This is a genomic window from Galliscardovia ingluviei, assembly GCF_014635685.1.
Classification (GTDB): Bacteria; Actinomycetota; Actinomycetes; order Actinomycetales; family Bifidobacteriaceae; genus Galliscardovia; species Galliscardovia ingluviei.
The window spans coordinates 241935-267085 of the sequence record NZ_BMDH01000001.1 but is presented as its reverse complement, the minus strand read 5'-3'; the positions used below and the strand labels follow the sequence as shown (position 1 = coordinate 267085).

Sequence of the window (25151 nt, the reverse complement as noted above, 5' to 3'; positions counted from 1 at the left end):
CAGTATCGTATTTACCGTTACGAGGACGACCAAAAACCTCACGGTATTTGACCGCGGTACCACCTCGATTGCTATAGCGCTTATGCAAAACACATTCACACAAGCATCCATAACCACTCTTGCCGGCTATTTCGGGCCGAACCCGTCGGTTCTACTAAGCATGCGCTACAACAATACACACGCTGTTCTTCCGAATACTCCCCGCTGATAACGGATCATCGCTGTTGCTCAGCATACTATACCATGCCGCAAACAACTCGTTATGCCTTATCTCAAGAAACCATGAAGAAGCAATCCATGTAGGATACCACCTACATGGATCACATTTCACCAGCGATTGCTATACATAGAAATCGTGAACATAACTATCCGAGCTGTAAACAGGTATAGGATGTTCAGGCATGTTCTTTTGCCGTGGCAATCATCAGCTTTAAGCGGTTGAGCTGGTTGGCCTCAGAAGCGCCAGGATCATAATCAATCGACACAATATTCGCTTCAGGATGCTGCCGGCGAATTTCACCAAACATACCACGGCCAGTAACATGATTTGGCAAACAAGCAAACGGCTGTGCACATACTACATTTGGGCATCCTTGTTCAATAAGCTCAAGAATTTCAGCAGTAAGTAGCCAGCCCTCCCCAGCTTGCACACCAATAGAGGTTACTTCAGAAGCCATTTGCACTAGTTTTGGCATTGGCGCATCCACAGTAAACCGCTTGGATGCCGATAAAGCCTTCCGCACAGGTGCATGATAACGGTCCAATGCCCAACGCATTGCCGCATAGCTGGCTTTATTGCCTCCCTTACCCACATAATGACGGTTCCAATCGTCAATATATGGTCTGGTGGTCATAAATTCCATAATGCCAGGAACAACCGCTTCGCAGCCTTGAGATTCAATAACATCAACCAAATGATTATTAGCATCCGGATGATATTTGACCAAAATCTCACCAACAACACCCACTCGTGGCTTGCGCTTACCTTCTTTAAGTGGCAGCTGGTCAAATGAAGAGACTATGCGTTGCACCAACATTGGATATGGCAGATATCCAATGCCAAAACGCTGCTTTGCAGTGTGAGAATATCCATGATGTTCAATGGTTTCTCGCACTACTGTATTCCATGTTTCATACAATGCATTGGCACTACCCGACTTGGCTTCATATGGGCGCACACGATATAGGCATTTCATGAGCAAATCGCCTATAATCAATGCCTTGACTGCACGATGAATCATCAATGGCGTAGCGTTAAACCCAGGATTATCTTCCAATCCTTGCGTAGAAATAGCAATTACTGGAATTTGTGGGTATCCTGCATCAATTAAGGCTTTTCTAATCAGCCCAAAATAGTTGGTAGCCCTGCACATACCACCAGTTTGGGTAATAGCTAATGCCGTGTGGTCAGGATCATACTTACCTTGCTCAATAGCATCAATTAACTGACCAATAACCACAATAGCTGGGAAACATGCGTCATTATTGACATATTTAAGCCCAACTTGCATATCATCATGGCTGGCAACTTTCAGCACATCAAACTTGTATCCAGATGCGCGAATCACTGATTCCACAAGCGAGAAATGTATAGGGCTCATTTGTGGAGCAACAATAGTGTAGTCTTTGCGCATGCGCTTGGTATACGGCGTTTTATGAGCGTACTTGGACAGCGATGCTGCCTGATGTCCAGTGTGATGCTGAGCGTGTTGACCTAAAGCCTGTGCAGTATGCTGCTTGTCTCCCATTACCGCATCAAGCATGGCTCGGCGACCCGCAGTCGGAGCAACTGAACCGGTGCTTCTAAACCCGTGCGATACTGGATGTGGCGCAGCATGCACCAGTGGCTCATGCTCCGCTTCATGATCAGATGATTGCTCTTGTGCGCCGCTCTTCGCATGATTGTTGCTCTCACGCTCTTCGATAGCAGCTTGCAACGAGCGTAACCGTATCTTTGCCGCGCCCAAATTGCTTACTTCATCAATTTTGAGCATAGTATACACATCTGCTTTATCCGCTAAGATTTCTGCAACCTGATCAGTGGTAATAGCATCGAGCCCACAGCCAAAGGAATTTAACTGCACCAGCTCTAATCCAGGCACCTGACTGACAGTATGAGCTGCGGCATACAGTCTAGAATGATAAGCCCACTGGTTCGTCACGCGTAACGGCACATCCATAAGATGCGTGACAACACGATCGTCCACATGCCTAAAACCGGCAGCATCTTTACGCTTGGGGTCTTCTTCTCCTTGACTTAAAAACTCGCTAGGATGCATGGCTTCTTGGGCAGAGATATCACAGATAGCATCCTCACTTAATACCACCATGCCAAGAGCACAAATGGTTTCTGGAATACCATGATTGATTTCTGGATCAACATGATATGGGCGACCTGCAAGCACAATTCCCTTGCAATCATGTTCTTTCATATAAGCAAGCGCACGCAGTCCTTCTTGCCGCACGTCATGCCTAAACAGCGCATCTTCGCCGTACGCTGCCTGTACTGCTACACGTGCTTCTTCTTCAGACACCTCAGCCCAAGCGAATTCTTCAACAATGCGCTGCACCATTAACTCGCGGTCGGCAAGATTCACATACGGGTGCATGAAACGAATTCCTGGAGCACGTAGAGCCGTCATATTTGCACCGATAACTATTGGATAGTTTGCAACCACTGGGCAGTTATAATGGTTATCCTCTTCTTCCCGTAGGTGCTGTTCATAAGAAACACATGGGTAGAAAATGGTAGTAATACCCTTGTCAAGTAGCCATTGGATATGACCATGCACCAGTTTGGCTGGGTAGCAAATATTTTCTGAAGCAATCGAATCAATACCCGTTTCAAACAATTCGTGGCTACTTCTTCCAGAAATAACTACTTTGAAACCGAGCGAAGTGAGCAGCGTAAACCAGAATGGGTAGTTTTCGTACATATTGAGTACGCGCGGAATGCCGATAGCACCGCGAGTTGCTTTTTTATCGGTTAAACGACGATAGCCGAAGCAACGCTTATATTTGTATTCATACAGATTTGGTCTACTTGAACGCTCTTTAGATGCGTCTCCTCCGCGCTCGCAGCGATTACCGGTGACATGGCGTGTACCATCAGCAAATGTCGTAATGGTGAGTTTGCAATGGTTTTGGCATAGTTTGCACACATCGCGTGAAGTGCTCATCGTAAGCTTTGCCAGGGATTGCGCATCAAGTAGTGTGGAACGCATACCATCTTCATAATGCATGCGTGCGGTAAGTGCTGCTCCATAGGCACCCATTAAACCTGCAATGGAAGGTCGTACAACCTGCAATCCTGTTAAAAGCTCAAAAGCGCGAAGCACCGCATCATTTAAGAAGGTGCCTCCTTGCACAATTACCGTATCTCCAAGCTCGCCAGCATCACGTAATTTAATCACTTTATATAATGCATTGCGCACTACGGCATAGCACAGTCCTGCTGCAATATCTTCTAAGCTGGCTCCTTCTTTTTGTGCTTGTTTTACTGAAGAGTTCATAAATACTGTGCAACGTGAACCCAAATCCACTGGGGCGGTAGAGCGCAGTGCTGCTTGTGTGAATGCTTCAATGCTTAATCCCATAGATTGTGCAAATGTTTGCAAGAATGATCCGCATCCAGAAGAGCATGCCTCGTTTACAGCAATAGAATCAATAACACCATCAGCAATGGATAGATATTTCATATCCTGTCCGCCGATGTCAATAATGGAAGTCACTCCCGGGCTGATCAGGCTGGCTCCTCTAAAGTGAGCCATAGTTTCTACTACACCTTCGTCCAAATGTAGTCCTGTAGCAATCAGTCCTTCTCCATAGCCGGTAGCACAACTTCTTGCAATATACGCTTCTTTAGGCAGCTGCTTGCGAATGTCTTGCACAATGCTAATAGCAGCCGTAAGTGGACTTCCCTCATTCGTAGCATATGAGGACCAGACAATATCGCGGTCATCGTTAATCAAAGTAGCTTTAATGGTCGTAGACCCTGCATCAATGCCAAGATAATGCGGTCCTGTTGCGCCTGCTAGAGTGCCGATAGTGACATGGTTAGCCCCGTGGCGTGCGCGAAATGCTTCACGTTCTTCTTCGTTAGCAAATAATGGCGGCATAGTTGATGTATTCGAAGGCATATGAGCAAGAGTTTGCAAATCATGCAAGAGGTCATCACAAGTGCGATCAGCAAATACGTGAGCTGTAGCGGCACTATCCTCGGCTTGCGATACTTCATCTTCCTGTTGTGCCATAAGAGCTGCGCCATAAGCCACATATAGATGTGCTTGCTCGGGCAAAATAAACGTATCAACTTTGCCATCAAGAGCGCGAGCGAATGCTGCTCGAAGCCCTGAAAGGAAAAATAAAGGCCCTCCAAGAAATACAACATTGCCTCGAATAGGGCGTCCGGATGAAAGACCTGCAATCGTTTGTGTGGCGACAGCAGTAAAAATAGAAGCTGCTAAATCTGCTTTTTCAGCACCATCATTAATCAGTGGTTGCAAGTCAGACTTTGCAAATACTCCGCATCGAGAGGCTATAGGGTATAACGTGTTGTAGTGCTGCGACAACTCGTCTAAACCACTGGGATCGGTATCCAGCAATGTGGCCATCTGGTCAATAAATGCACCTGTTCCTCCAGCGCAAGAACCATTCATACGCTGTTCTGGTGTTGGCTTAATATACGTTACTTTGGCATCCTCACCGCCGAGCTCTACAATAACATCAGCCTGAGGATAGCGCAGCGTAATTGCTTTTGTTTCCGCAATAACTTCTTGAATAAATGGCACATGCAACCCGTCAGCAAGCCCAAGACCACCAGAGCCGGTAATGGCAATATCGATGGGCACTTGATCAAGCTGTTGTTTCGCCAGTTGTGTGCGAACATCGGTAATCAGTTCGCTTACAGTAGCACGAACATTCGCATGATGTCTGCGATAATCCGCAAAAAGCGCATCCTCGAGCGCGTCACTTGATGCCAGTACCACTGCTTTTACTGTAGTTGAACCAATATCAAGCCCAATACGAATACGCTGTGGAGTGGTGCTCTGCGCAGTGTGCGACAATACGTACTCTTGTGTAGATATTGCAGAATCATTCATGACGCTCATGCGACCATTACCTCTATCTCGGCTTCCACATAAGCAGCGCCACACTTGGGTTCAACTATCATCATCGAAAGGAAGTGTATGCGCTACAGTGCAGTGGCTTACGCATTGGTAGTCTAATCACACCTGAGGAATTTGAACACCATACGACGACATCATGAGGCCTGTTGAGATTCTCCCGCTACACGATCTTTCAAATACATTGAAGGAATATCACGCTCTTGATCATGTAGCTTATCCCAGATTACCGGCTCGCCTGTTTGCAATGAGCGTGCAACGTCGAGAATACGCTGATTTGAGCTTCCTCTAAACTGTAGTAATGAATCTTTAAGCGGCTCGATGAATCTGCCATCTACAAGAATATCAATATACTGCAAGAGCTCCAGTTTGTCATCGCTCTCTCCTGGGCGCATGAGTTCTTCCCATGTATAGCCAGTCCAACACCAGATATCTTTAGACGTGCCGAATGTGTCACGAATCCTGCGTGCCAATGGGAGTAATACTGGAGTATTAAGCAAAGGTTCTCCGCCTAAAAAGGTAATCCCTTGCACCCACGGCTGCGCAAGATCGTCCATAATGCGCTGCTCTAATTGAGGAGTATATGGGTGACCCGCCTTAAAATCCCAAATGGATGCATTAAAGCATCCTTGGCAATGAAATGGACAACCCGAAACGTACAAGGAATTGCGAATACCTTCACCATCAGTGACCACAAAAGTTTTATAATCCGCAATCATGCGTTGTGACAGACGAGAACCAACCCATTGCCCTGCTCTAGGATCATTGGACAGACCATGGGAAGGTACCGACGGACCGCGATGACGATCCGTCGGCGAAAAATCATGATTACCCATTACTTAGCTTCTTCAAACCATTCGTGAGTTTGTCCATTATCAAGAGTGACCTTGCCTGTGGAGCCAGACATATGCTTCACACGGTGTGCAATCTCTTCATGCCTGCCATGCACCATTGGTCTAGAAACAGGGTTGCCTAAATAGCCGCAGGTACGCTTGGTAACATTGCACTTATCTGGATCGCTATTGCCGCACTCTGGGCATTTGAAACCCTCTTCTGTAGGCTCAAAATCACCTTGGAAGCCACAGACGAAACAGTGATCAATTGGCGTATTAGTGCCTAAATAGCCAATACCAATGCGGTATGCGTAATCCCAAACTGCTTCAAGAGCTTTCGGATTATCTTGCAGACATGGATACTCGCAGTAGTTGATAAAACCACCGGAAGCATAGTATGGGAAGTCCTTCTCATAATTGAGTTTCTCCATAGGAGTTGGCTGCAACCATACTGGATAGTGGAATGAGTTGGTATAGAAGTCATGATCGGTTACGCCTTCTACTTCGCCAAACTTTTCACGATCCATGCGATTAAAGCGGTCAGTAAGCGACTCTGCAGGTGTCGAATACACAGAATAGTGGTATCCTTCAGCAGCACTCCACTGCTTGCACAGCTCATTCATCTTACGAACAATGCTGAGCGCAAACTGCCTACCGTCTTCGTCCCAATCATGGTCACGAATCCAATCCTTACCAAAGAACACGCTTGCTGCCTCTGCTAGACCAATATATCCAAGAGACACAGTGGCGCGCTCATTATTGAAGAGCTGATCCACACTTTCATTGGCACCAAGACGACCGAATGCTCCAAAACGGAATAATGTTGGCGCGTTCACTGGTGTTGCTTGTTTACAGCGCATAATGCGGAATTGTAAAGCCTGATGTGCTACTTCCATGCGCTCATCAAAAATGCGCCAGAAGCGATCCATATCACCGCGAGATTCCAAAGCGATGCGAGGAATATTGACAGAAACTACGCCAAGATTCATGCGTCCATCTTCTTCATCTTCCCCAGTTTGTGGATTAACCCAGCCCTGCAAGAAAGATCGGCAACCCATTGGCGCCTTAAACGATCCAGTAATCTTAATGATATTCTCATAAAATACAACATCTGGATACATGCGCTTGGTAGCAGACTCTAAAGCCAGCTGCTTCAAATCGTAGTTTGGATCTTCTGGATCCGCATTCACACCATGCTTAATAGTAAACACAAGCTTAGGGAAAATCGCAGTATGATGCTCTTTACCAAGTCCTCGAATGCGATTCAGCAGTATAGCGCGCTGAATTTCACGAGAGAACCAGTCAGTGCCTAAGCCAAAACCAATAGTAACGAATGGTGTTTGCCCATTGGATACACGATTGGAATTAATCTGGTATTCCATCGTTTGCATAGCATCATAAATTGCCTTGCGCGTACGAATTTTCGCTAAAATCTCACGCTGCTGCTCTAGCTCATCAACATCGTCATGGAAAGGCGTATCCATAGGCAGCGGTTCTCGTGAACCAAAATGCAGTTTGCTTGGCTCATGTGCTTTAGCATTTTGCACCTGTCGTTTCGCAAATTCTACTGGCATGCCATCTGGAATGTTTTCACGTGCCTCTTCTAAGAATTTCTCATAGTCTTTGCGCGCATACCGTGCTAAATGTTCATCGGCACGATTAGCGGTTTGTCCGCCATACTGGCTGGATGCCACATCCTTCATAATCTGCGTAATCTGAGTGGCAGCAATAGCAATAGACTTTGGACTAGCCATTGGCGCATTGCCCAAGGTAAAGCCGTTGGCAAGCATATCCCAGAAATTTGGCAGGGAGCAGTTCGACTGCGCAGTAAATGGCGAGTAATCAGCATCATGGAAGTGAATATCACCTTTCATATGAGCATTCGATACTGCTGGAGGAAGCATTGAGAATGCCGCCGCCTTGCTCACAGCACCTGCAAGCAAATCACGCTGAGTGGCATAAACATTAGCGTCTTTATTAGCGTTTTCATGAATCAGCGTTGGGTCATTATTAACAAACCGAGCTACTGCTTCATTCACGTCAGTTGCTTTTGCACGCTGAATATCTTTATCAAGGCGATAGTTCGTATACGTGCGTGCTACATCATATTCATGCAGTTCAATCAGCGCATGCTCAACAAGATTCTGAATATCTTCGATTTTTGCAGGACCATGATAACGATCCTTGATTTCAGCTTCTACTTGGTTGGCAATGCCACGAATTCGCTGCTCTTCCTGTGGCCCTATTTCAATATCTAAGTCTGCGTAGGCTGATTTTACAGCGTTCATAATATTCACTGGATCGAAAGCAACTACTCGACCGTCACGCTTTTCTACAAGCACACCCGTGCGAGCAGTATCGCAACTACGGGAATATGGGTGCGCAATCTGACCATGGTCAGCAACTTGAGTCTGCCCTACAGACGCATTATGCGCGTCTACCTGCTGGTGCACAGATGCTGATTCACGGATAACACGGGATTCATCGATAGTATTAGATTCATCAACAGCATTAAATTCCTCAGCAGCATTGCGCGTGCGCTCAAGTGTTTGCGCTTCCATCACTTGCCTCCCTTATACCATATGCTCTTACGCTCTTCGCGCAGTGTACACGGATACCCTAACCGTGTGCACAGTACTCGCTTGGCTGGCTCTACTTAACCAGCAACTTGGCTACAACATGGTATTTCTTTGTGTAGTTGCTCTGTAAACCATATCTATTCAACCACAATATCTAGTGATTGATAACAAAAATAGACATAGATGTAGTGGTTTTCGCTCTATTTAGCCCAACACTCCGAATAAGATTACTTTCGCTCGGCGTGTCACACTAATCGCACCTCAGCTACGTCATTTAGCATGTTATTCAGTCTGCCCAAGGCAGCACAATAGAGGTATGACATCTTTTGCTCAGCCACAATCTACTACGCCTCAAGGAACACAACCGCTACCAAGATTGGCGCGTGACACTACAGCAGAAAACCCTTGGCCTGTTGCTTTGTTGAGTCAAAAGTATCATGATGCTGTTGCCAAATGGCCAGGCGCTTGGGTGGAAGGACAAATTTCAGAAATTAATACGCGACGCTCTGGGTCAGCATATTTGACTGTGCGCGACAACACTGAGGATATTGCCATTAGTGTTTCTGGCTTCGGTCGTTTTGCTGTCCTCGCAAAAGAATTCCGCCAAGGCGACCGCGTAGTACTCCATGGTCGACCTGATGTTTGGATGAAACAGACACGCTTAAGTTTCCTTGCCGATGATATTCGTAGGGTAGGCAAAGGTGATTTAATGGCACAGATTGAAGCCTTGCGTAAGCGTCTTAAAGGAGAAGGTCTGTTCGATGCTGACCAAAAAATTCCAATTCCAGAATTTCCGCATCGCATTGGCTTGATTTGCGCACCACACGCTCGCGCAGAGGGCGATGTCATCACCAATGCACGCCTGCGGTGGCCAACAATTGATTTTGTTGTAGTACATGCCCATGTACAAGGCCCAAACTGCCCTCCCGATATTATCGCAGCGATCGCGCAACTTGATGCCGACCCTAGTGTTGATGTTATTATTGTGGCTCGCGGCGGAGGCAGCTTTGAAGATCTTATGGGATTTTCTGACGAAGGTGTAGTACGTGCCGCAGCACAATGCCAAACACCAATTGTCTCTGCAATTGGACATGAAGATGACTGGACACTTATTGACCTCGCTGTGGATATGAGAGCTTCTACACCGACAGATGCCGCCAAGCGTGTAGTGCCTGATGTTATGGAACAATGGCAACTGATAGAAGAAGCACAACGCCGTATACGCGATCGTATTCGTTCTCGTGTAGATAATGAAATTCGTCTTATTGAGGGGTATGCTAATCGTCCAAGTCTGACACAACCACTTACCATGCTTGAAAAACCGCAGCGTTTTGTTGATGAAGCACGTATGCGGTTAGATATTGCTATGCGACGGTTGGTTGATAATGCAGAAGCAACTATTGAACGTTTACACGCATCCGTTACCGCACTCAGTCCGCAATCCGTACTAGATCGCGGATATGCTGTAGTACAAAATGAGCACGGACAAGTCATTAAGGAAACCTCACAGGTTAGCGAGGGTGAAACGATGCATATTACTATTCGAAGTGGTATGTTAACAGCCCAAGTACAGGAAATTGCGCCAGCCACAACCTCGAAATCCTAGTTACTCACACACCAAATACAAGTAGCAAACACCAGTACCTAAAAGTTTACGAAAGGAATACCATGAGCGAGACATCACAGCCTGCAATCTCCACTTCATTGAGCGAAGAAGAGCTTGCAGCAATTAATGCACTAACATACGAGCAAGCACGTGACCAGTTGATTAAAGCAGTACAGGCTTTGGAAGCTGGCGGTCTTGATCTTGATGCTTCTATGAAGCAGTGGCAAATTGGTGAAGCGCTTGCCAAACGAGCACAAGGACTATTAGATAGCGTTCGCGAACAACTTGATGCAGCACAAGCCTCTCAGGCGAGCGCCGGAGCAAGTGCAGGTACACAATCCAATCTTGAGCAATAAGTACTTGCAAAAGTCAATAAATTGGTAAGTAAACCTCAAATTATATAAGGCGTCTATTCATCGGATCTATTATCGATCTGGCACATACCACATGATATTGCGCGATATTTACAATAATAGCGATATCTACAATGATATAGACCTTTGTACAGGCGCCTTATTCAGAGATAAGTCGGAGTATAAACTCCAAACGCAATTAAGCTAAATTACGATGAGCAGTTAGAGATTAAATAATTCTGCAGCCACCTTTTCTAAGGTATCCCCAGAAAGCTCTGCTGCATCATTCTTCGTTTGGTTGATACGACCAAGCGCATAATCAGCTTGTTCGTAATTCATCGTTAACCCAAGCTGCTCAGCCAATGCTAGTACTTCGTCAACAGTCGATACTTCAGCCATACGTGCTAATGCTGCGCTTTTATCCATTGGTACTCCTTTATACAACCTATAACGCAAACACTCATACAATTTCACGCTGCTCAACACAGAGATAGCGTGTAGGTACAGGTGTCGCACATTTGTACTCTTACTCTTTTCTACGCTTATCACAAGCTGATGTGAGCTAGTAGACGTTCTTGTCAATACTGCGGTACATTACTGCGCTGCGCTATATTACTAAGCTATGCCATGCTGCACGACTACGCTATACGCAACGTTGCGATAAGAGCTTTATGGTCGCTGCCTGTAATAGTCTGTGTTTGCATACTAGTTACAGTAATCCCCTGATCAACTACAACATGATCAATGCCAACCATTGCTGGAATGCTCAAATTTGCTGGCCATGTCATCGTGTATCCATGAGCAAGTTGATAAGCCCCATCACGAAAGCGGGAACCAAGCATAGCGCGAAATGGAGCATGGTCAAGTGTAGCATTAAAATCGCCCATAAGCACATACGTAGTATGCGTATTATTCTGCAATGCGCTTATCTCATCAATACTGCGTTTCCACTGCGCCCATGAACCAAATTTTGGAGAGGTGGTATGCACTGATACAAACCGCACTACAGCTCCTGAATCTAACGTAATTGAGCCAGCAGGCATTGGCGATGCAGAAGAATCAACTTCATCACTAACTACATCAGCAAGTGGATATGCTGACCAAATATCATTACCATACATGTGGTCTGACGTGGAGCGATGGTGATATGGCAATAATTGATCGAGCCCTGCATCATAGAGCTTCTGCTCAAAATCGGCAGTTGTTTCTTGCATAGTAAGGATTTGCACATGGTGTTGCCGTACCTGTTGCACAATATCTTGAACGCTACCAGCTCCACGATAGACATTACTAGTCATCACAGAAAGCGTTTGATTACTCGAAGATTGTTGTGCTGATTGCTGAGGCACTCCGATATGAGCGAATAGTGGCACTTGCATGCACACATTTAAGGCAAGGCAAATTACCATAGTCCACACACGCAGAGTTTGGTGTGCCATGAGCGCTGCAAATAGCGCAATAGCTCCACTGATGCAATACCAAGGAGTGAATGAAACAATCTCTGGAAGGAGTGGTAAATCAGATAATGCTGCAGGGAGTAAGCGAGCTACCATACCAATCAGGGTAATAAGACCGAAAACGCCTGAAATTAGCCCCCACACCACACGCATTACGCCTAATTTCATTACACCGTTCCTTCCCCGCCGGCGTCAGCGAGGCAGTCCTGATTCCGGCGCCATTGCTCATTATAGGATAGCGAATCATACGCCAAAAACCACGGTCTACATGTATTACTTACAATCATTGCACGTAATGCACATATATACAGATACAGATACACCGCTTCATCTACAGAATTCTGAGTACAACTACTATACAACCGTCATACAGTTGACCGGCGTACTACCCTAGTCTGTTCCGCCTCCTGCCATACACCCTTGTGTTGAGTTTGTACTTATGCATTTAGCGTGTACAATGGATTGCTGTTGCCCCGGTAGCTCAGGGGATAGAGCACCGCTCTCCTAAAGCGGGTGTCGTGCGTTCGAATCGCATCCGGGGCACTACAGTCATGCACATCATCGTGCACTACGCATGCAATTGCTCCTGTTGGTGAGCCAAACGACGTTTAACATCCTGCGCATACTCATCAACATATTCCTGGCCACTCATCTCACGAATAGCTTGAGTAATGCGATCCGTGAGCTCGCGAAGCATTTCACGTGTCACCTCTGCGGGATCTTTACGCTCCACTTCAATAGGTTTACCATAAATTACTTTGGTGTAGCCCTTATCAGGGATCAGCTGACCTTGTTTTTGGATATCCCCAGTTCCAATAATAGCCGTTGGCACAATAGAGCAGCCTGTTTCAAAAGCAAGACGCGCCACTCCTGTGTGACCTTTGTACAAGCGACCATCTGGAGAACGGGTTCCTTCAATATGAATACCAAATAAATGCCCATCTTCAATAATTTGACGAGCATGAGCAAGTGCTCCCAAACTCTTAGAACCACCAGAACGATCTACTGGGAACACACCTACGGAAGTAAACCACCATTTTTTAAGCTTGCCCTTTAACGTAGACCCGTCAAAATACTCAGCTTTACCCATAAAATGAACCATGCGTGGGCAGCTCATAGGAATAAGTGCGTCATCGATTACTGCTAAATGATTTGCGGCAATAATGGCTCCACCATGTTCAGGAATATTCTCTACACCTTCGATAGTAGGATGAATGCGTAATGCAGCAAGCCAACCCAAACCTTTAACGAAAAACCAATACAGCACAAGATCCTCCAGTCTTCACGTTACGTGCACTAGTCTAAAACAACCTCATGGCAAAGACCTATACTTTCATACTTTCGCGCATACGTTACGATACAGTAGCAGTATGAGCACAAACAGCAATAGCGAGGGTCGCACTAATAAGAATGGCCCATCTGACAATCTTGATGAGCAGTGGGCAGCTTTTCTCGGCGAGCATGGCGATGACTTGGCCGATGTTGCTCAATCGACTGCATCAAAACGATTTGCGCATAAAGCCGAGCGTCTTGATAAAAAACGCGAAAAGGAAGCCAAACAACACCAGGTTGAACAACAATTTACTGTAAATGATTTTAGTGATGATATTTTTGTTCAGGCTGGCAGGAGATCATACGGACCTAGAGATCATACCGGAATCAGTTGGCTCGATGATGTTGATGATATGTTCACACCGCCAAATCCTAAATTAGGTCCTATAAAAACCAGCACACTCTTATACACGGTACTGCTCGTACTGGGTGTGCTATGTTTAGTTGGCGCAGTGCTCTTGCCAAGTTTTTCAGGAATACTTGGACTTGTCGGGGGCTTAGGAACATTGCTCGGCGCCGCAGGATTTTTGTCGGTACATCGTGGATTTACGCAGACAAGGCGCTCTGCCGACGATGATGGAGCTCGCGTATAGCATTACTGACACAAGAACATACATACGCATTGCTATCTGATATACACTCATATAGTCCCCAACGCAATACGCGCAATACAATGTGCCCTGCAGAAGACTCTACAGGGCACATACATTTATGAATATCAGTATTTAATACTTATTGCATCAACTAATATCGATTAATATCTATACCAGTGCTTGCAACTATGCTTGTTCCTTGCTCAATTCCTTACGAGCCAGATCAGCAGCGCCAATCATACCCGCATCACCGCCAGCGGTTGCTGGAAGAATCTGTGCATGCTCACGGTATGCAGATGCTTGCAAGAATCGCTGATAGTTGTAGCGCGCAGGATCAAGCAAAATATTGCCGACAGAAACCACGCCGCCACCAATCACAAATACATCAGGATCAAGTACTGCTGCAATAGCAGCCATAGTGCGACCCAGCCATTCGCCAATCTTACCGAAGGCATACAGTGCTAGTTCATCACCTTCGGCAGCCGCCTGGGAAACCATTTTGCCTTCTAGAGCATTCACGTCACCGCCGCACAGCTCTAACAAACGAGTTGCCTTTTGCGGCATACGACGCATACCAGCACGCGCAAAGTTCTCTAGTGCACTACCAGAAGTGTAGCGTTCTGCACAACCGCGCAAACCACATCCGCAGAAATCACCATCAGATACCATTGGCAAGTGACCAAGCTCTGCAGCCATACCAAAAGAACCACGATAGAGTTCACCATTAATAACAATAGCGCCGCCAAGACCGGTGCCAACAGTGAGCATCACCATATTCTTGGATCCTTTACCAGCACCCAAAATATATTCGCCCCAGCCGGCGCAGTTAGCATCATTTTCTACTACGACTTTAGCACGACCCTGCAGTAGCTCTTCGATGCGATCAGCTAAAGGATAATCGATCCACTTGGCAATATTTGCAGAGAAACTCATCGTTCTACGGTCAGCTTTCACATTGCCAGCAGCAGAGATACCAATGTATGGAATTTCTGGATGAAGCTTAGTTGCCTCTTCATAAATTTCTACAATGCAGTCATTGATTTCTTCTGGCTCTGTTGGAGTAGGAACTCTCCACTGGCTTACGATAGTGTCATTTTCATCGCAAACTGCGCCCGCAATTTTTGTACCGCCAATATCAATACCGAGTGTGTACATGCTGCCTCCCGAATGCTGCTACTCGCCTATGAGCGTGTTTCAACAACAGTTTGAACGTTCAAGTTTCCATGTATTTTATCACAGAGTATGTTCATTTCCAAACTATAACCAATCGGTTGGTATTGGCGTGTTTTAACTACAACGCTACCGAACGAGCTACTGCGATCCAACGATCTAACAAAGCCTGAGCACGCCCACTATCAACAGCATCTTGAGCCAATGCATAGGCCGCACGGAAACGATCTGCGAAACCACTTCCCGCACTGGCAACCGCGTCACCTTGTGCCACCAAGGCTGAAGCAGCATTCAATAGTGCTGTAGATCTAAATGGCACGTCCTTACCAGCAAGCAAATAACGAACTGCTTGCGCATTTTGTGCAGGCTCTCCGCCGCGCAAATCATCAAGTGTTACAGGCTGCAACCCCAATTCATGAATAGGATCGAACTCGACATAGGTCACAACCCCATCGCGAATCTCCCATACTGACACCGGACCAGTAGGTGCTAATTCATCAAGACCTTCACTCGAGGTGTACACCATACCGTTTTGTCCCTGCGATGCATACACATCAGCCATAATCGGGCTCATATCACGATTCGCACATCCAATAGCCACATGCTTAGGATGCGCTGGATTCGTCAGCGGGCCTAATACATTAAACACACATGGGATGCCGAGCACACTGCGCACAGGTCCAACATAACGCATAGCCGGGTGGAAGGTTTTTGCAAAAGCAAATGTAATACCCACTTCTTCGCCGACAACACGTACCTGTTCCGGAGTTAAGTCTAGTGGCAATCCTAAAGCCTCAAGACAGTCCGCAGCACCACACTTGCTTGATGCTGCACGATTACCGTGCTTAACAATTTTCACACCAGCGCTAGCTGCAATAATTGCTCCCATAGTTGATAAATTCACCGTTGCAGCACCATCTCCGCCGGTACCAACAATATCCGTAGTCTCACCTTCAATCGGCAAATCAATGGCATGATTTACCATCGCACGAGCAGCTCCTGCAACTTCCTGCGATGTAAGACCTAATTGCTCTTGCATAGCGAGTACAGCACCAACTGCAGCAGGCTGTGCCTGACCGTTCATCAAATCATCGACATACCACTCACTCTCTTGTGCGCTCAGGTGCTCGCCATGTACCAATGTATTAAGGATTGACTTCCATGTAATCTGGTTGGTCATAATCGTCTCCCACGTGAGTAGTTTGTCTACAATATGCCACTATCGTTGTGGTTTCGTCATTGTAGGCATACCGTATGCAAAAGCTCTAGCTCAGTTTATAAATATTTCATATCGCGAACTGTGAAGCTATCGCAAGCAACTGTGAAACAAAAAGGCGAGTGCCGAAACACCCGCCTTATAACTTGATAACCGTATTACTGCAAACGCTTACTGCTCATTCTTACCATGGCACAACTTGTACTTCTTACCAGAACCACATGGGCAAGGATCATTCTTGCGGGTGCCTGGGAAAGTACGACCATCAGCTTCAGGAGCGTGCTGCTCTTCTGACTTAGGACGCTTGTTGGCAGGAACTTTACCATCAGCATGACTTATTGGCTTTGGACCAGTAACATGACCTTCACCACTTACCGTTCCAGCTGCGCTCTGATCAGATGCGAGATCGGCTTCATCTTGATCTTCATCAACACTATCAGGATCAGCTGGAGCACTTTCTTGCAAGGCATCCTGCTCGTTGGTCTCACCAGCAAGTGCTTGTCCCTCACTGACTTCGCTTTCAGCTTCTTGTTCTTCAGCTTCCTGCTGCCACTGAGCGCGCAACATCTGCAAATCAACATTAAAGAGCAAGCGGATGGACTCTTCCTTAATGGCCTCAACCATGGAATTGTACATCTGATAGCCTTCACGCTGATACTCAGTCAAAGGATCGCGCTGACCCATACCGCGCAGACCAATACCATCCTTCAAATAGTCCATCTCGTAAAGATGCTCACGCCACATGCGATCAAGAACCGAAAGCACAACTTGTCGCTCTAAATCACGCATATGCGTGCTACCAGCAAGCTCTTCACGCTGGCGATACTGCTCAGTAGCATCCTTCACAATCAGATCACGCAGTACTTCTACAGCCTTATCAGCCTTGCGAATCTCAGCAATAGCCTGCTTACCATCTTCAACTTCTACCGTAATTGGATACAAGCGTCCGAAGGACTTCCACAGCGCATCCAAATCCCACTCCGCTGGCTTATCGCTGGTGCGGCTTGCTCCACGCACGTATGACTCGATGGTGTCTGTCATAAAGCGCTGCACATCTTCGGCAATATCTTCACCCTTAAGCACAGCCTGACGCTCTGCGTAAATCACAGTACGCTGCTTATTCATCACATCGTCATACTTCAGCACGTTCTTACGAATTTCGTAATTGCGCGACTCTACTGCCTTCTGCGCATTGCGCACGCCCTTAGACACACTTTTTGCTTCAATTGGTTCGCCAGTTGGCATACCTTTCGCCATCACACGAGCAACCAGCTGAGTATTGAACAAACGCATCAAATTATCTTCGAGGCTTAAGTAGAAGCGAGACTCACCAGGGTCACCCTGACGACCGGAACGACCACGAAGCTGATTGTCAATACGACGAGACTCATGACGTTCAGTACCGAGTACATACAAGCCACCGAGCTTGACAACTTCCTCATGCTCATCTTTGACCTGCTGGCGAACAGCTTCTAATGTTTCAGGCCAAAGCTTCTCATACTCTTCTGGAGTGTCCTCTGGCGAATATCCTTGAGCCTTAAGCTGCTTATCAGCCAAGAATTCCACATTACCGCCAAGCATAATATCGGTACCACGACCGGCCATATTGGTTGCTACAGTAACTGCGCCTTTACGACCTGCTACAGCAACCACTGCAGCTTCACGCTCATGCTGCTTAGCGTTCAGCACTTCGTGCTCAATACCAGCCACATCCAGCAACGTTGAAACTACTTCTGATGATTCAACAGAAGCAGTACCAAGCAAAACCGGCTGACCCTTCTGATGGCGGGCAATAACATCCTTAACGATTGCAGAAAGCTTTTCCTTCTGAGTACGGAAAATCAAATCATCTTTATCCTCACGAATCATTGGCTTATTCGTAGGAATTGGAATAACGCCAAGCTTGTAGGTATTCATAAACTCTGCTGCCTCAGTTTCAGCAGTACCAGTCATACCAGCAAGCTTGTCATACATGCGGAAGTAATTCTGCAAAGTAATCGTTGCAAAGGTCTGATTTTCAGCCTGAACCTTAACATGTTCCTTAGCTTCAATAGCCTGATGCAATCCCTCATTGTAACGGCGACCTGGCAGCATACGACCAGTGTGTTCATCAACAATCAAAACTTCATCGTGAGTGACCACGTAGTCCTTATCACGAATAAAGAGTTCTTTAGCCTTAATTGCATTGTTCAGATAACCGATAAGTGCAGTATTTGCTGGTTCATAGAGATTGTCAATACCCAGATAATCCTCAACCTTAGTAATACCAGGGTCAAGAATGCCGACAACCTTCTTCTTCTCATCAACTTCGTAGTCAACATCACGGTCTAGGCGAGTTACTAATTTGGCGAACTGTGCATACCAACGGGTCACATCGCCCTCAGCAGGACCAGAAATAATCAATGGTGTACGCGCTTCATCGATAAGAATGGAATCAACCTCATCGACAATGGCATAATGATGCTCGCGCTGCACCAAATCAGACTTATTCCACGCCATATTGTCGCGCAAATAATCAAAGCCGAACTCATTATTGGTGCCATAGGTTACGTCTGCGGCATACTGACGACGGCGCTCTGCTGGCTTCTGCTCAGTTAAGATACAGCCAGTGGTCATGCCTAAGAATCTAAACACACGACCCATAAGCTCGCTCTGGTAGCTTGCAAGGTAATCATTGACGGTTACCACATGCACGCCTTTGCCATCCAAAGCATTTAAATAGCTTGGCAATGTTGCTACCAATGTTTTACCTTCACCGGTTTTCATTTCTGCAATATTGCCCCAATGCAAGGCGGCACCACCCATAAGCTGCACGTCAAAGTGACGCATGCCAAGAGTACGGCGTGAAGCCTCACGCACAGTTGCAAAAGCTTCTGGCATCAAGTCATCTAATGACTCGCCCTGCTCAAGACGCTGCTTAAATTTTGCAGTCTGTCCCTTAAGCTCTTCATCTGTCATTGCCTTGATAGTATCTTCAAGAGCATTAGTGGCCTCAGCCACGGCTTGGAGCTTACGGAGCTGATGCCCCTCGCCAATTCGCAGGACCCTGTCCAGAACGTTTACCACGAGTCATCTCCCTAACTGATGCGACTACACCAACTGTGCCAGCACCCACGCTGAACACACACTGCCCTCCATACTACGCGATTGCACCGATATTGACATTCAGGCACGCCGCATATTGAGTTTATATCTCATAACATAAAAGCACCCGCCTTTCGGCAGGTGCTCTCAAACACATATGCTAGTTACTTCTAGTTACTGCACATTTTCGGGAGTGTCAATTTCAAAGACACCATAGCTCCATCCATGACGGTGATACACCACGGATGGACGATTAGTATCCTTATTCACGAAGAGGAAGAAATCGTGACCAATGAGTTCCATCTCATAGAGTGCTTCATCAATAGTCATTGGCTCAGCAATATGCAGCTTGCGACGAATCACAATAGGAGTATCGCCTACTTGCACCTCTACAGACTCGCCAGGACCTAAGTCTGCAGAAACAGCATCAGCTGGAGAATTGCTTGGCTCTTCTTCTACTGCTGGCTCCTCAACTGGTTCAACCACACCTAAATCAACTGGCTGAGGATTGGTGTATCCACGACGATGATCCTTACGACGATCACGAGTACGGCGCAAACGTAAAGTCAGCTTATCAAGCGCTAAGTCAAGTGCGCTGTATTCATCAGTGCTTGAAGCCTCAGCACGGACCACTGTGCGCCCTGCAATTACTGTAATTTCAACTTTCTTTGCAGTATCAGCCTGGCGTGGATTGCCTTCAAATGTAACTACGATCTGTGCACGTTGTGCATCTGGAGCAATAGCGGTCACACGATTCATCTTGCTGTCAACGACATCACGGAACCTTTGCTTAATTTGCGTATGACGTCCGGTAACGACGATTTCCATGTGATCCTCCTTTATCAAAGTGGGTGTACCACTGTGGACACCTGTTCGCGTCAATGCGAAAGGTTACTTCGATTGTAACGTACAAATTATGTTTTTGGTGTAATTATTCTGTTAACGTTATTTCCATGTTGTATTTGCCTTACTACTACTAGCGACACGCTTAGCCATATCTTGTGCTATGGTTGAGCGCCGAGACCTCTTGATGATCGCGACTTCAGGCAGTAGTTTGAGGTTGAGGAACTTCCGGGCTCCGCAGAGCACAATGGCGGATAACGTCCGCCCAGGGTGACCTGAGAGATAGCGCAACAGAGAATAGACCGCCGCTTGAATCATTGATGCAAGCGGTAAGGGTGAAACGGCGGTGTAAGAGACCACCGGGTTGCTGGTAACAGGAACCGCATGGCAAGCCTCATTGGGAGCAAGGTCAAGCAGAAGGCGTTAAGAGCTGCTCGCTCGTGTCTTCGGGTAGACTGCTAGAGCTTATTGGTAACAATAAGTCGAGATGGATGATCATCCGGCGCAAGCCGACAGAACCCGGGGTATAAGAGGTCTCCACTTATTAAAATACTGTAATTTATTCATCGAAGAGTTCATGTGCAATCTGTGTAATAATTGCAGGGTTATGCCCTTTTCTACCAGCTGCAGACCAGAATCTGCGCTTGCGCACTTTGCTATCCAGCCCTTGCGTTTTTCGAGCACTCTGATGACCTAATTGCCATGCAGCCTCGTCAAATGCTCCAGTTTCTTGCATCTCTTGCACTACTTGCGAAGCAAGAGCAGCATCGACATCTTTACGCAGTAGCGTCATACGTGCCCCTGCTGCTCCCATCATTCGAGCTACACACTGTCTGCATACTGATTGAGCATATTCGTAGTCATCAAGTAGTTGAATCGCAGTAAGACGTTCAATAACGCGTTCTATAACTTCGTCATCATACTCTTTTTGTTCAAGACGCTTGCGCAATGCTCCACTTGATCGCGGGGCCGCATCAAGTAGACGTAGTGCAGCTTCTTTACACGCATCAAAATCTTCATCAATAAACTGATCAAAATATGACTGATGCGATTGTTGCGCCTTGCACTCAATAGCCGACTCTGCACATAGCCCTATATGCTGGCTATCTTTTGCATCATGAGATGGTGGTTCTTCAGCGCCGTTTATTGCAGCTTGATTACTCTTGACATCTTGACCACGATAGCCAGCTAAAAATTCATCAGCAGAAATCATAAGAAATTACAAACTCAACTTAACTACCTGTACACTTTGAACTTGTAGCTATCCTTTTTTAGTTTCTGTTGCTTGTTCCTGTGCAGCAGTTTCTTGAATAGTATCATCTGAGACAGCCGCACCTTCTTGTGTATCATCTGATTCAAGCCCAAATGCTACACGAGTTTTATGCTCAATCTCATCAGTTAATTGAGGATTATCTTTCAAGAACTGACGTACATTCTCGCGTCCCTGTCCAAGTTGATCATCCTCATAGGTAAACCATGAGCCAGATTTCTTGACTACACCACCTTGGATAGCCATATCCAAAATAGTGCCTTCGCGAGAGAATCCCTCGCCATACAACACATCAAATTCTGCCGTCTTAAATGGCGGTGCCATTTTATTTTTAACAACTTTCACCTTGGTACGGTTACCAACTGCTTCATCACCATTTTTAATGGTTTGAATACGGCGAATATCCAAGCGTACTGAGGCATAGAATTTCAGCGCCTTACCACCGGTTGTTGTCTCTGGATTACCAAAGAATACACCAATTTTTTCACGCAACTGGTTGATAAAAATAGCAGTGGTGCCAGCCTGTGCTAGTGCGCCTGTCATCTTGCGTAGTGCTTGGCTCATCAATCGGGCTTGTAAACCAACATGGCTATCGCCCATATCGCCATCGATTTCTGCTTTTGGCACCAAAGCTGCTACAGAGTCAATAACGATAACATCCAATGCTCCAGAACGAATAAGCATATCGGCAATTTCTAGAGCCTGCTCACCATTATCTGGCTGCGAAACAATTAAAGAATCTGTATCTACGCCAAGTTTGCGCGCATATTCTGGATCCAAAGCGTGCTCAGCGTCAATAAATGCAGCTACACCGCCATTTTTTTGTGCATTGGCAACTACGTGAAGTGCCAGTGTGGTTTTACCAGAAGATTCTGGACCGTAAACTTCTACAATACGACCACGGGGCAATCCTCCAATACCTAATGCCATATCCAAGGCTAATGAGCCCGTAGGAATGACTTCGACATGTTGCACAGGCTTATCACCTAAGCGCATAGCAGAGCCTTTGCCAAATTGCTTTTCTACTTGTGCAAGAGCGGTATCAAGCGCAGCTTTGCGCTGTTTTTCTTGATTTTGTTTAGTATCAACACTATTTTTTTGCTGTGCCATACTCTCTCCTTATTACATAATGCTATGCATATCAGCGTAGTATTATGTATTAACTCTTGCTGCGTATGCTGCTGTGGTGGACAAGCTTATGCTTCTGATAAGACTATATACGAACAAATGTTCGAGTCAAGTATCGCGTGTCTTACCAACAGCACCACAGTATAGCGCATTTTACCCGTTATATCGCATGTAATTTGCAAGTAGCACACTACGATGCAGGAAGTGGAGGAGCATTGTGATCCGCTCCCCAGCGCAAGTCATCGCTGATATCCATCTGGTCACACAAGTAATTCCACACAATACGAGGCTCTACACCATCGGCGAGAGCCTCCAGTACTGTGCGGTTATCAAGAGCTGCGATAGCCTGATCTTGTGCAAGAGCACGTCCATACGAACGCCCGAACACTTCTTCAAGCAACTGCCAAAATTCTCGTTCCCACATATACGATATATAACTTATGCAATGCTCATAGGCGTAGCTGACTCTGCTTCACGAACACGGTCAGCAACCATCATCAACATATCACTTAAACGCACACCAAGAGCATGAGTAATGGATACCAATAATTCTGAGCTCGCTTCTTTCTGACCACGCTCTACCTCAGAGAGGTATCCTAAAGAGACACCAGCCTTACTGCTGATTTCACGCAAGGTCTTATGATCTTTAGTACGCAAGGAACGCAATACTTCGCCGTTAATCTTACGTAAAGAAATTGGTGCATCTTCGCGAACAACAACACGTGTGCGCTCTGCGTCGTTGACACGGCTTACTGGCTCTTCTTCCCTATCTGCATTAGCCCACATGCGATGTAATGCAGCCTGACGATCATCCTTAGCCTTACGCGCAGCACGCGCACGCAGGATTTGCTGTTGAGCAAACAATACTGCACGCTTTTGTGCAGGAGTAAGCGTAGAAGCCATAGTGCTACCATCGGCAACTACAGAAGCAGTATTGTGCATACGATCAAGATCTTGTGCTGTCTCCTGTGCATAACGAGTTGTTGCTGCGAGTGGTGCGGTCATTGTTGAAGATGTTTCAAGTGCCATCGTAGCCTCCTAAACTATGCCTCATCGTTCACTAAGAGGTACAACACGCGCTCAGCGAATTTATTCCCTACGACTTGCAAAATGTGATACACCTCACAGTGAACTTGAGCCACATACACTCAAGTTTATTGGAGCGCTGCCAATAAACGATCTAAAACAGCTTGCACAACTTGCCGACGTACACTTTCACGATCACCCTGCAACGACAATCGCCATACATGCGTCACATAGGAATTCTGCTGCTCTCCAGTATCACTTTCCACCTGCGCAAAACCCGCAGCAGTATTCAAAGTTTGAGGCACTGCCAAACCAATAAACACGGCACCAGCAGGCTTATTTCCATCTGGACCTGGACCTGCGACTCCAGTAGTCGAAAGTCCAATCACGCGCCCTTTACGCACATTGCTGATACTGGAATCATCAGTAATTGCAGTATTGGCATAGGCTTGCACCGTTCCTAATGCCATAGCACGTGCAACAGGCTCACATACAGCACCAAATTGTTTTAATACAGAAGTATCAACATGTAATAGATGAGCTTTTGCAGCGATATCATAGGTTACAGCAGAACCAAGAAACACTTGCGATGCCCCGCTAATACGCACAAAAGCATCTGCCAGCAAGCCTCCCGTGAGCGATTCTGCAGCAGCAATATACCATCCGTCACGCTTACATATCTCTAAAATTTGTGAAGCCGTATCGTCCTGTAGTGTCATATCACACAGCTTTGCATTATCTAAAAGTTGAATCTTCAATGAAGCTGATGCTTCAACTCAATTCTTCATACATATACAGCATTGTATGCAACTTTATATGTTGCAAGCATCTATAGCCGCAGAAAGATGCATCATATGCACGTTTAGCGCTTAGTGCGGGAAGCAAGTACTGGTTTGACATACAAATACCCGGAGTACAAGCACATTACCAATGCCACGAGCACAACAATCAATGAAAGCCACAAATACCGGCCATACCAACCAGCACGCGCACTATCAACACTTGCAGTAGTAAGCGTCCACAACGGAACCATAATCATGGATAAACCAATAGACTGGAAAACTGTCTTTAATTTACCTGGCCAAGCAGCTGCAATCACCTTACCGCCACCGTCAACAATAGCCAAGCGCATCACTGTAATACCAATTTCACGCACTAGGAAAAGCACAGTAATCCACCATGCAAGCTCTCCAAATACGCTCATCACAATCATTACTGCGCACATGAGCAATTTATCAGCAATAGGGTCCATCAATTTACCCAGCTCAGTAACTTGATTATTGCGCCTTGCCAGCCAGCCATCGAGCTTATCAGTACTGGCAGCAACAATAAACAGCACTGCTGCAGTCCAACGCAAAGCAGGATTCTCAGAACCAAACGGCCCTGCCATAATCATAAGTATTAACGTAATAACTACTAAAATAATGCGCGCAAATGTCACCAGATTTGCAGGGGTATTCCAGCCCTCTAACAGGGATGATTGCTGTGATTGCTTCTTTGATGAACTCATCGTAACCTCGCACGTTCGGATGTAT

18 protein-coding genes, 1 tRNA gene, 1 other RNA gene and 2 pseudogenes are annotated in these 25151 nt (G+C 46.3%); 5 read left to right on the top strand and 17 right to left on the bottom strand.

Going from position 1 to position 25151, the window contains the following annotated elements:
* Nucleotides 1–395: 395 nt before the first annotated feature.
* The 3 genes from IEU85_RS01140 to nrdD form a co-directional block, all read right to left on the bottom strand.
* Entirely contained in the window at nt 396–5111 is a 4716-nt protein-coding gene (locus tag IEU85_RS01140) for an acyl-CoA dehydratase activase-related protein (protein ID WP_229714670.1), read from the bottom strand.
* 152 nt (nt 5112–5263) lie between these two features.
* Nucleotides 5264–5962: an anaerobic ribonucleoside-triphosphate reductase activating protein gene (gene nrdG, locus IEU85_RS01135; RefSeq protein ID WP_188354412.1), complete on the bottom strand. Its 699-nt coding sequence runs from the start codon at nt 5960–5962 to the stop codon at nt 5264–5266.
* Complete coding sequence (gene nrdD, locus IEU85_RS01130; protein ID WP_229714669.1) at nt 5962–8520, bottom strand: anaerobic ribonucleoside-triphosphate reductase; 2559 nt, start codon at nt 8518–8520, stop codon at nt 5962–5964. The genes nrdG and nrdD overlap by 1 nt, the downstream gene beginning before the upstream one ends.
* A gap of 334 nt (nt 8521–8854) precedes the next feature.
* Between nrdD and xseA the strand changes: the two genes are divergently transcribed.
* Entirely contained in the window at nt 8855–10144 is a 1290-nt protein-coding gene (gene xseA, locus IEU85_RS01125; protein WP_188354411.1) for an exodeoxyribonuclease VII large subunit, read from the top strand.
* A gap of 62 nt (nt 10145–10206) precedes the next feature.
* Nucleotides 10207–10500 carry an exodeoxyribonuclease VII small subunit gene (locus tag IEU85_RS01120; RefSeq protein WP_188354410.1) on the top strand — a complete coding sequence of 98 codons (294 nt, stop codon included), beginning with the start codon at nt 10207–10209 and terminating at the stop codon, nt 10498–10500.
* A 219-nt stretch (nt 10501–10719) separates the two neighbouring features.
* Here the strand turns inward: IEU85_RS01120 and IEU85_RS01115 are convergent, their stop codons facing one another.
* The gene (locus tag IEU85_RS01115) at nt 10720–10923 is read right to left on the bottom strand and encodes a hypothetical protein (protein WP_188354409.1); all 204 of its coding nucleotides are present in this window, start codon (nt 10921–10923) and stop codon (nt 10720–10722) included.
* Between the two features lie 212 nt (nt 10924–11135).
* The gene (locus IEU85_RS01110) at nt 11136–12122 is read right to left on the bottom strand and encodes an endonuclease/exonuclease/phosphatase family protein (RefSeq protein ID WP_188354408.1); all 987 of its coding nucleotides are present in this window, start codon (nt 12120–12122) and stop codon (nt 11136–11138) included.
* Between the two features lie 302 nt (nt 12123–12424).
* Here IEU85_RS01110 and IEU85_RS01105 point away from each other — a divergent pair.
* Nucleotides 12425–12497: transfer RNA gene (locus tag IEU85_RS01105), tRNA-Arg, on the top strand.
* A gap of 25 nt (nt 12498–12522) precedes the next feature.
* Here IEU85_RS01105 and IEU85_RS01100 read toward each other — a convergent pair.
* Nucleotides 12523–13221 (bottom strand): lysophospholipid acyltransferase family protein, encoded by a 699-nt coding sequence (locus tag IEU85_RS01100; RefSeq protein WP_188354407.1) that lies wholly within the window; start codon nt 13219–13221, stop codon nt 12523–12525.
* Between the two features lie 103 nt (nt 13222–13324).
* Between IEU85_RS01100 and IEU85_RS01095 the strand changes: the two genes are divergently transcribed.
* Nucleotides 13325–13879, top strand: coding sequence for a hypothetical protein (locus IEU85_RS01095; protein ID WP_188354406.1), 555 nt, complete (start codon nt 13325–13327; stop codon nt 13877–13879).
* A gap of 186 nt (nt 13880–14065) precedes the next feature.
* Here IEU85_RS01095 and IEU85_RS01090 read toward each other — a convergent pair whose 3' ends face one another.
* From IEU85_RS01090 to hpf, 5 genes and pseudogenes are all read right to left on the bottom strand, one after another.
* A complete protein-coding gene (locus IEU85_RS01090; RefSeq protein WP_188354405.1) occupies nt 14066–15034 on the bottom strand; it encodes an ROK family glucokinase in 969 nt (322 codons plus the stop codon).
* 136 nt (nt 15035–15170) lie between these two features.
* Nucleotides 15171–16229 carry an anthranilate phosphoribosyltransferase gene (gene trpD, locus IEU85_RS01085; RefSeq protein WP_188354404.1) on the bottom strand — a complete coding sequence of 353 codons (1059 nt, stop codon included), beginning with the start codon at nt 16227–16229 and terminating at the stop codon, nt 15171–15173.
* A 207-nt stretch (nt 16230–16436) separates the two neighbouring features.
* Nucleotides 16437–16616, bottom strand: a pseudogene (locus tag IEU85_RS08845) (SEC-C metal-binding domain-containing protein); the annotation flags it as partial.
* A gap of 279 nt (nt 16617–16895) precedes the next feature.
* Nucleotides 16896–19265: pseudogene (gene secA / locus IEU85_RS01080) on the bottom strand (preprotein translocase subunit SecA); the annotation flags it as partial.
* Nucleotides 19266–19523: 258 nt separating this feature from the next.
* Entirely contained in the window at nt 19524–20177 is a 654-nt protein-coding gene (hpf, locus tag IEU85_RS01075) for a ribosome hibernation-promoting factor, HPF/YfiA family (RefSeq protein ID WP_188354402.1), read from the bottom strand.
* 190 nt (nt 20178–20367) lie between these two features.
* On the opposite strand from hpf, the gene rnpB reads away from it, so the two are divergent.
* Nucleotides 20368–20735: RNase P RNA component class A (gene rnpB, locus IEU85_RS01070), an RNA gene on the top strand.
* 16 nt (nt 20736–20751) lie between these two features.
* Here rnpB and IEU85_RS01065 read toward each other — a convergent pair.
* The 6 genes from IEU85_RS01065 to pgsA all read right to left on the bottom strand — a co-directional run bounded on the left by IEU85_RS01065 (nt 20752) and on the right by pgsA (nt 25126).
* A complete protein-coding gene (locus IEU85_RS01065) occupies nt 20752–21405 on the bottom strand; it encodes a regulatory protein RecX (RefSeq protein WP_188354401.1) in 654 nt (217 codons plus the stop codon).
* A gap of 48 nt (nt 21406–21453) precedes the next feature.
* Complete coding sequence (recA, locus tag IEU85_RS01060; protein ID WP_188354400.1) at nt 21454–22572, bottom strand: recombinase RecA; 1119 nt, start codon at nt 22570–22572, stop codon at nt 21454–21456.
* Nucleotides 22573–22780: 208 nt separating this feature from the next.
* Nucleotides 22781–23014: a DUF3046 domain-containing protein gene (locus IEU85_RS01055; RefSeq protein WP_188354399.1), complete on the bottom strand. Its 234-nt coding sequence runs from the start codon at nt 23012–23014 to the stop codon at nt 22781–22783.
* Between the two features lie 14 nt (nt 23015–23028).
* Complete coding sequence (locus tag IEU85_RS01050) at nt 23029–23532, bottom strand: helix-turn-helix domain-containing protein (RefSeq protein WP_188354958.1); 504 nt, start codon at nt 23530–23532, stop codon at nt 23029–23031.
* A 212-nt stretch (nt 23533–23744) separates the two neighbouring features.
* Entirely contained in the window at nt 23745–24335 is a 591-nt protein-coding gene (locus tag IEU85_RS01045; protein WP_188354398.1) for a CinA family protein, read from the bottom strand.
* A gap of 143 nt (nt 24336–24478) precedes the next feature.
* Nucleotides 24479–25126 carry a CDP-diacylglycerol--glycerol-3-phosphate 3-phosphatidyltransferase gene (pgsA, locus tag IEU85_RS01040; protein ID WP_188354397.1) on the bottom strand — a complete coding sequence of 216 codons (648 nt, stop codon included), beginning with the start codon at nt 25124–25126 and terminating at the stop codon, nt 24479–24481.
* Between the last annotated feature and the right edge of the window lie 25 nt (nt 25127–25151).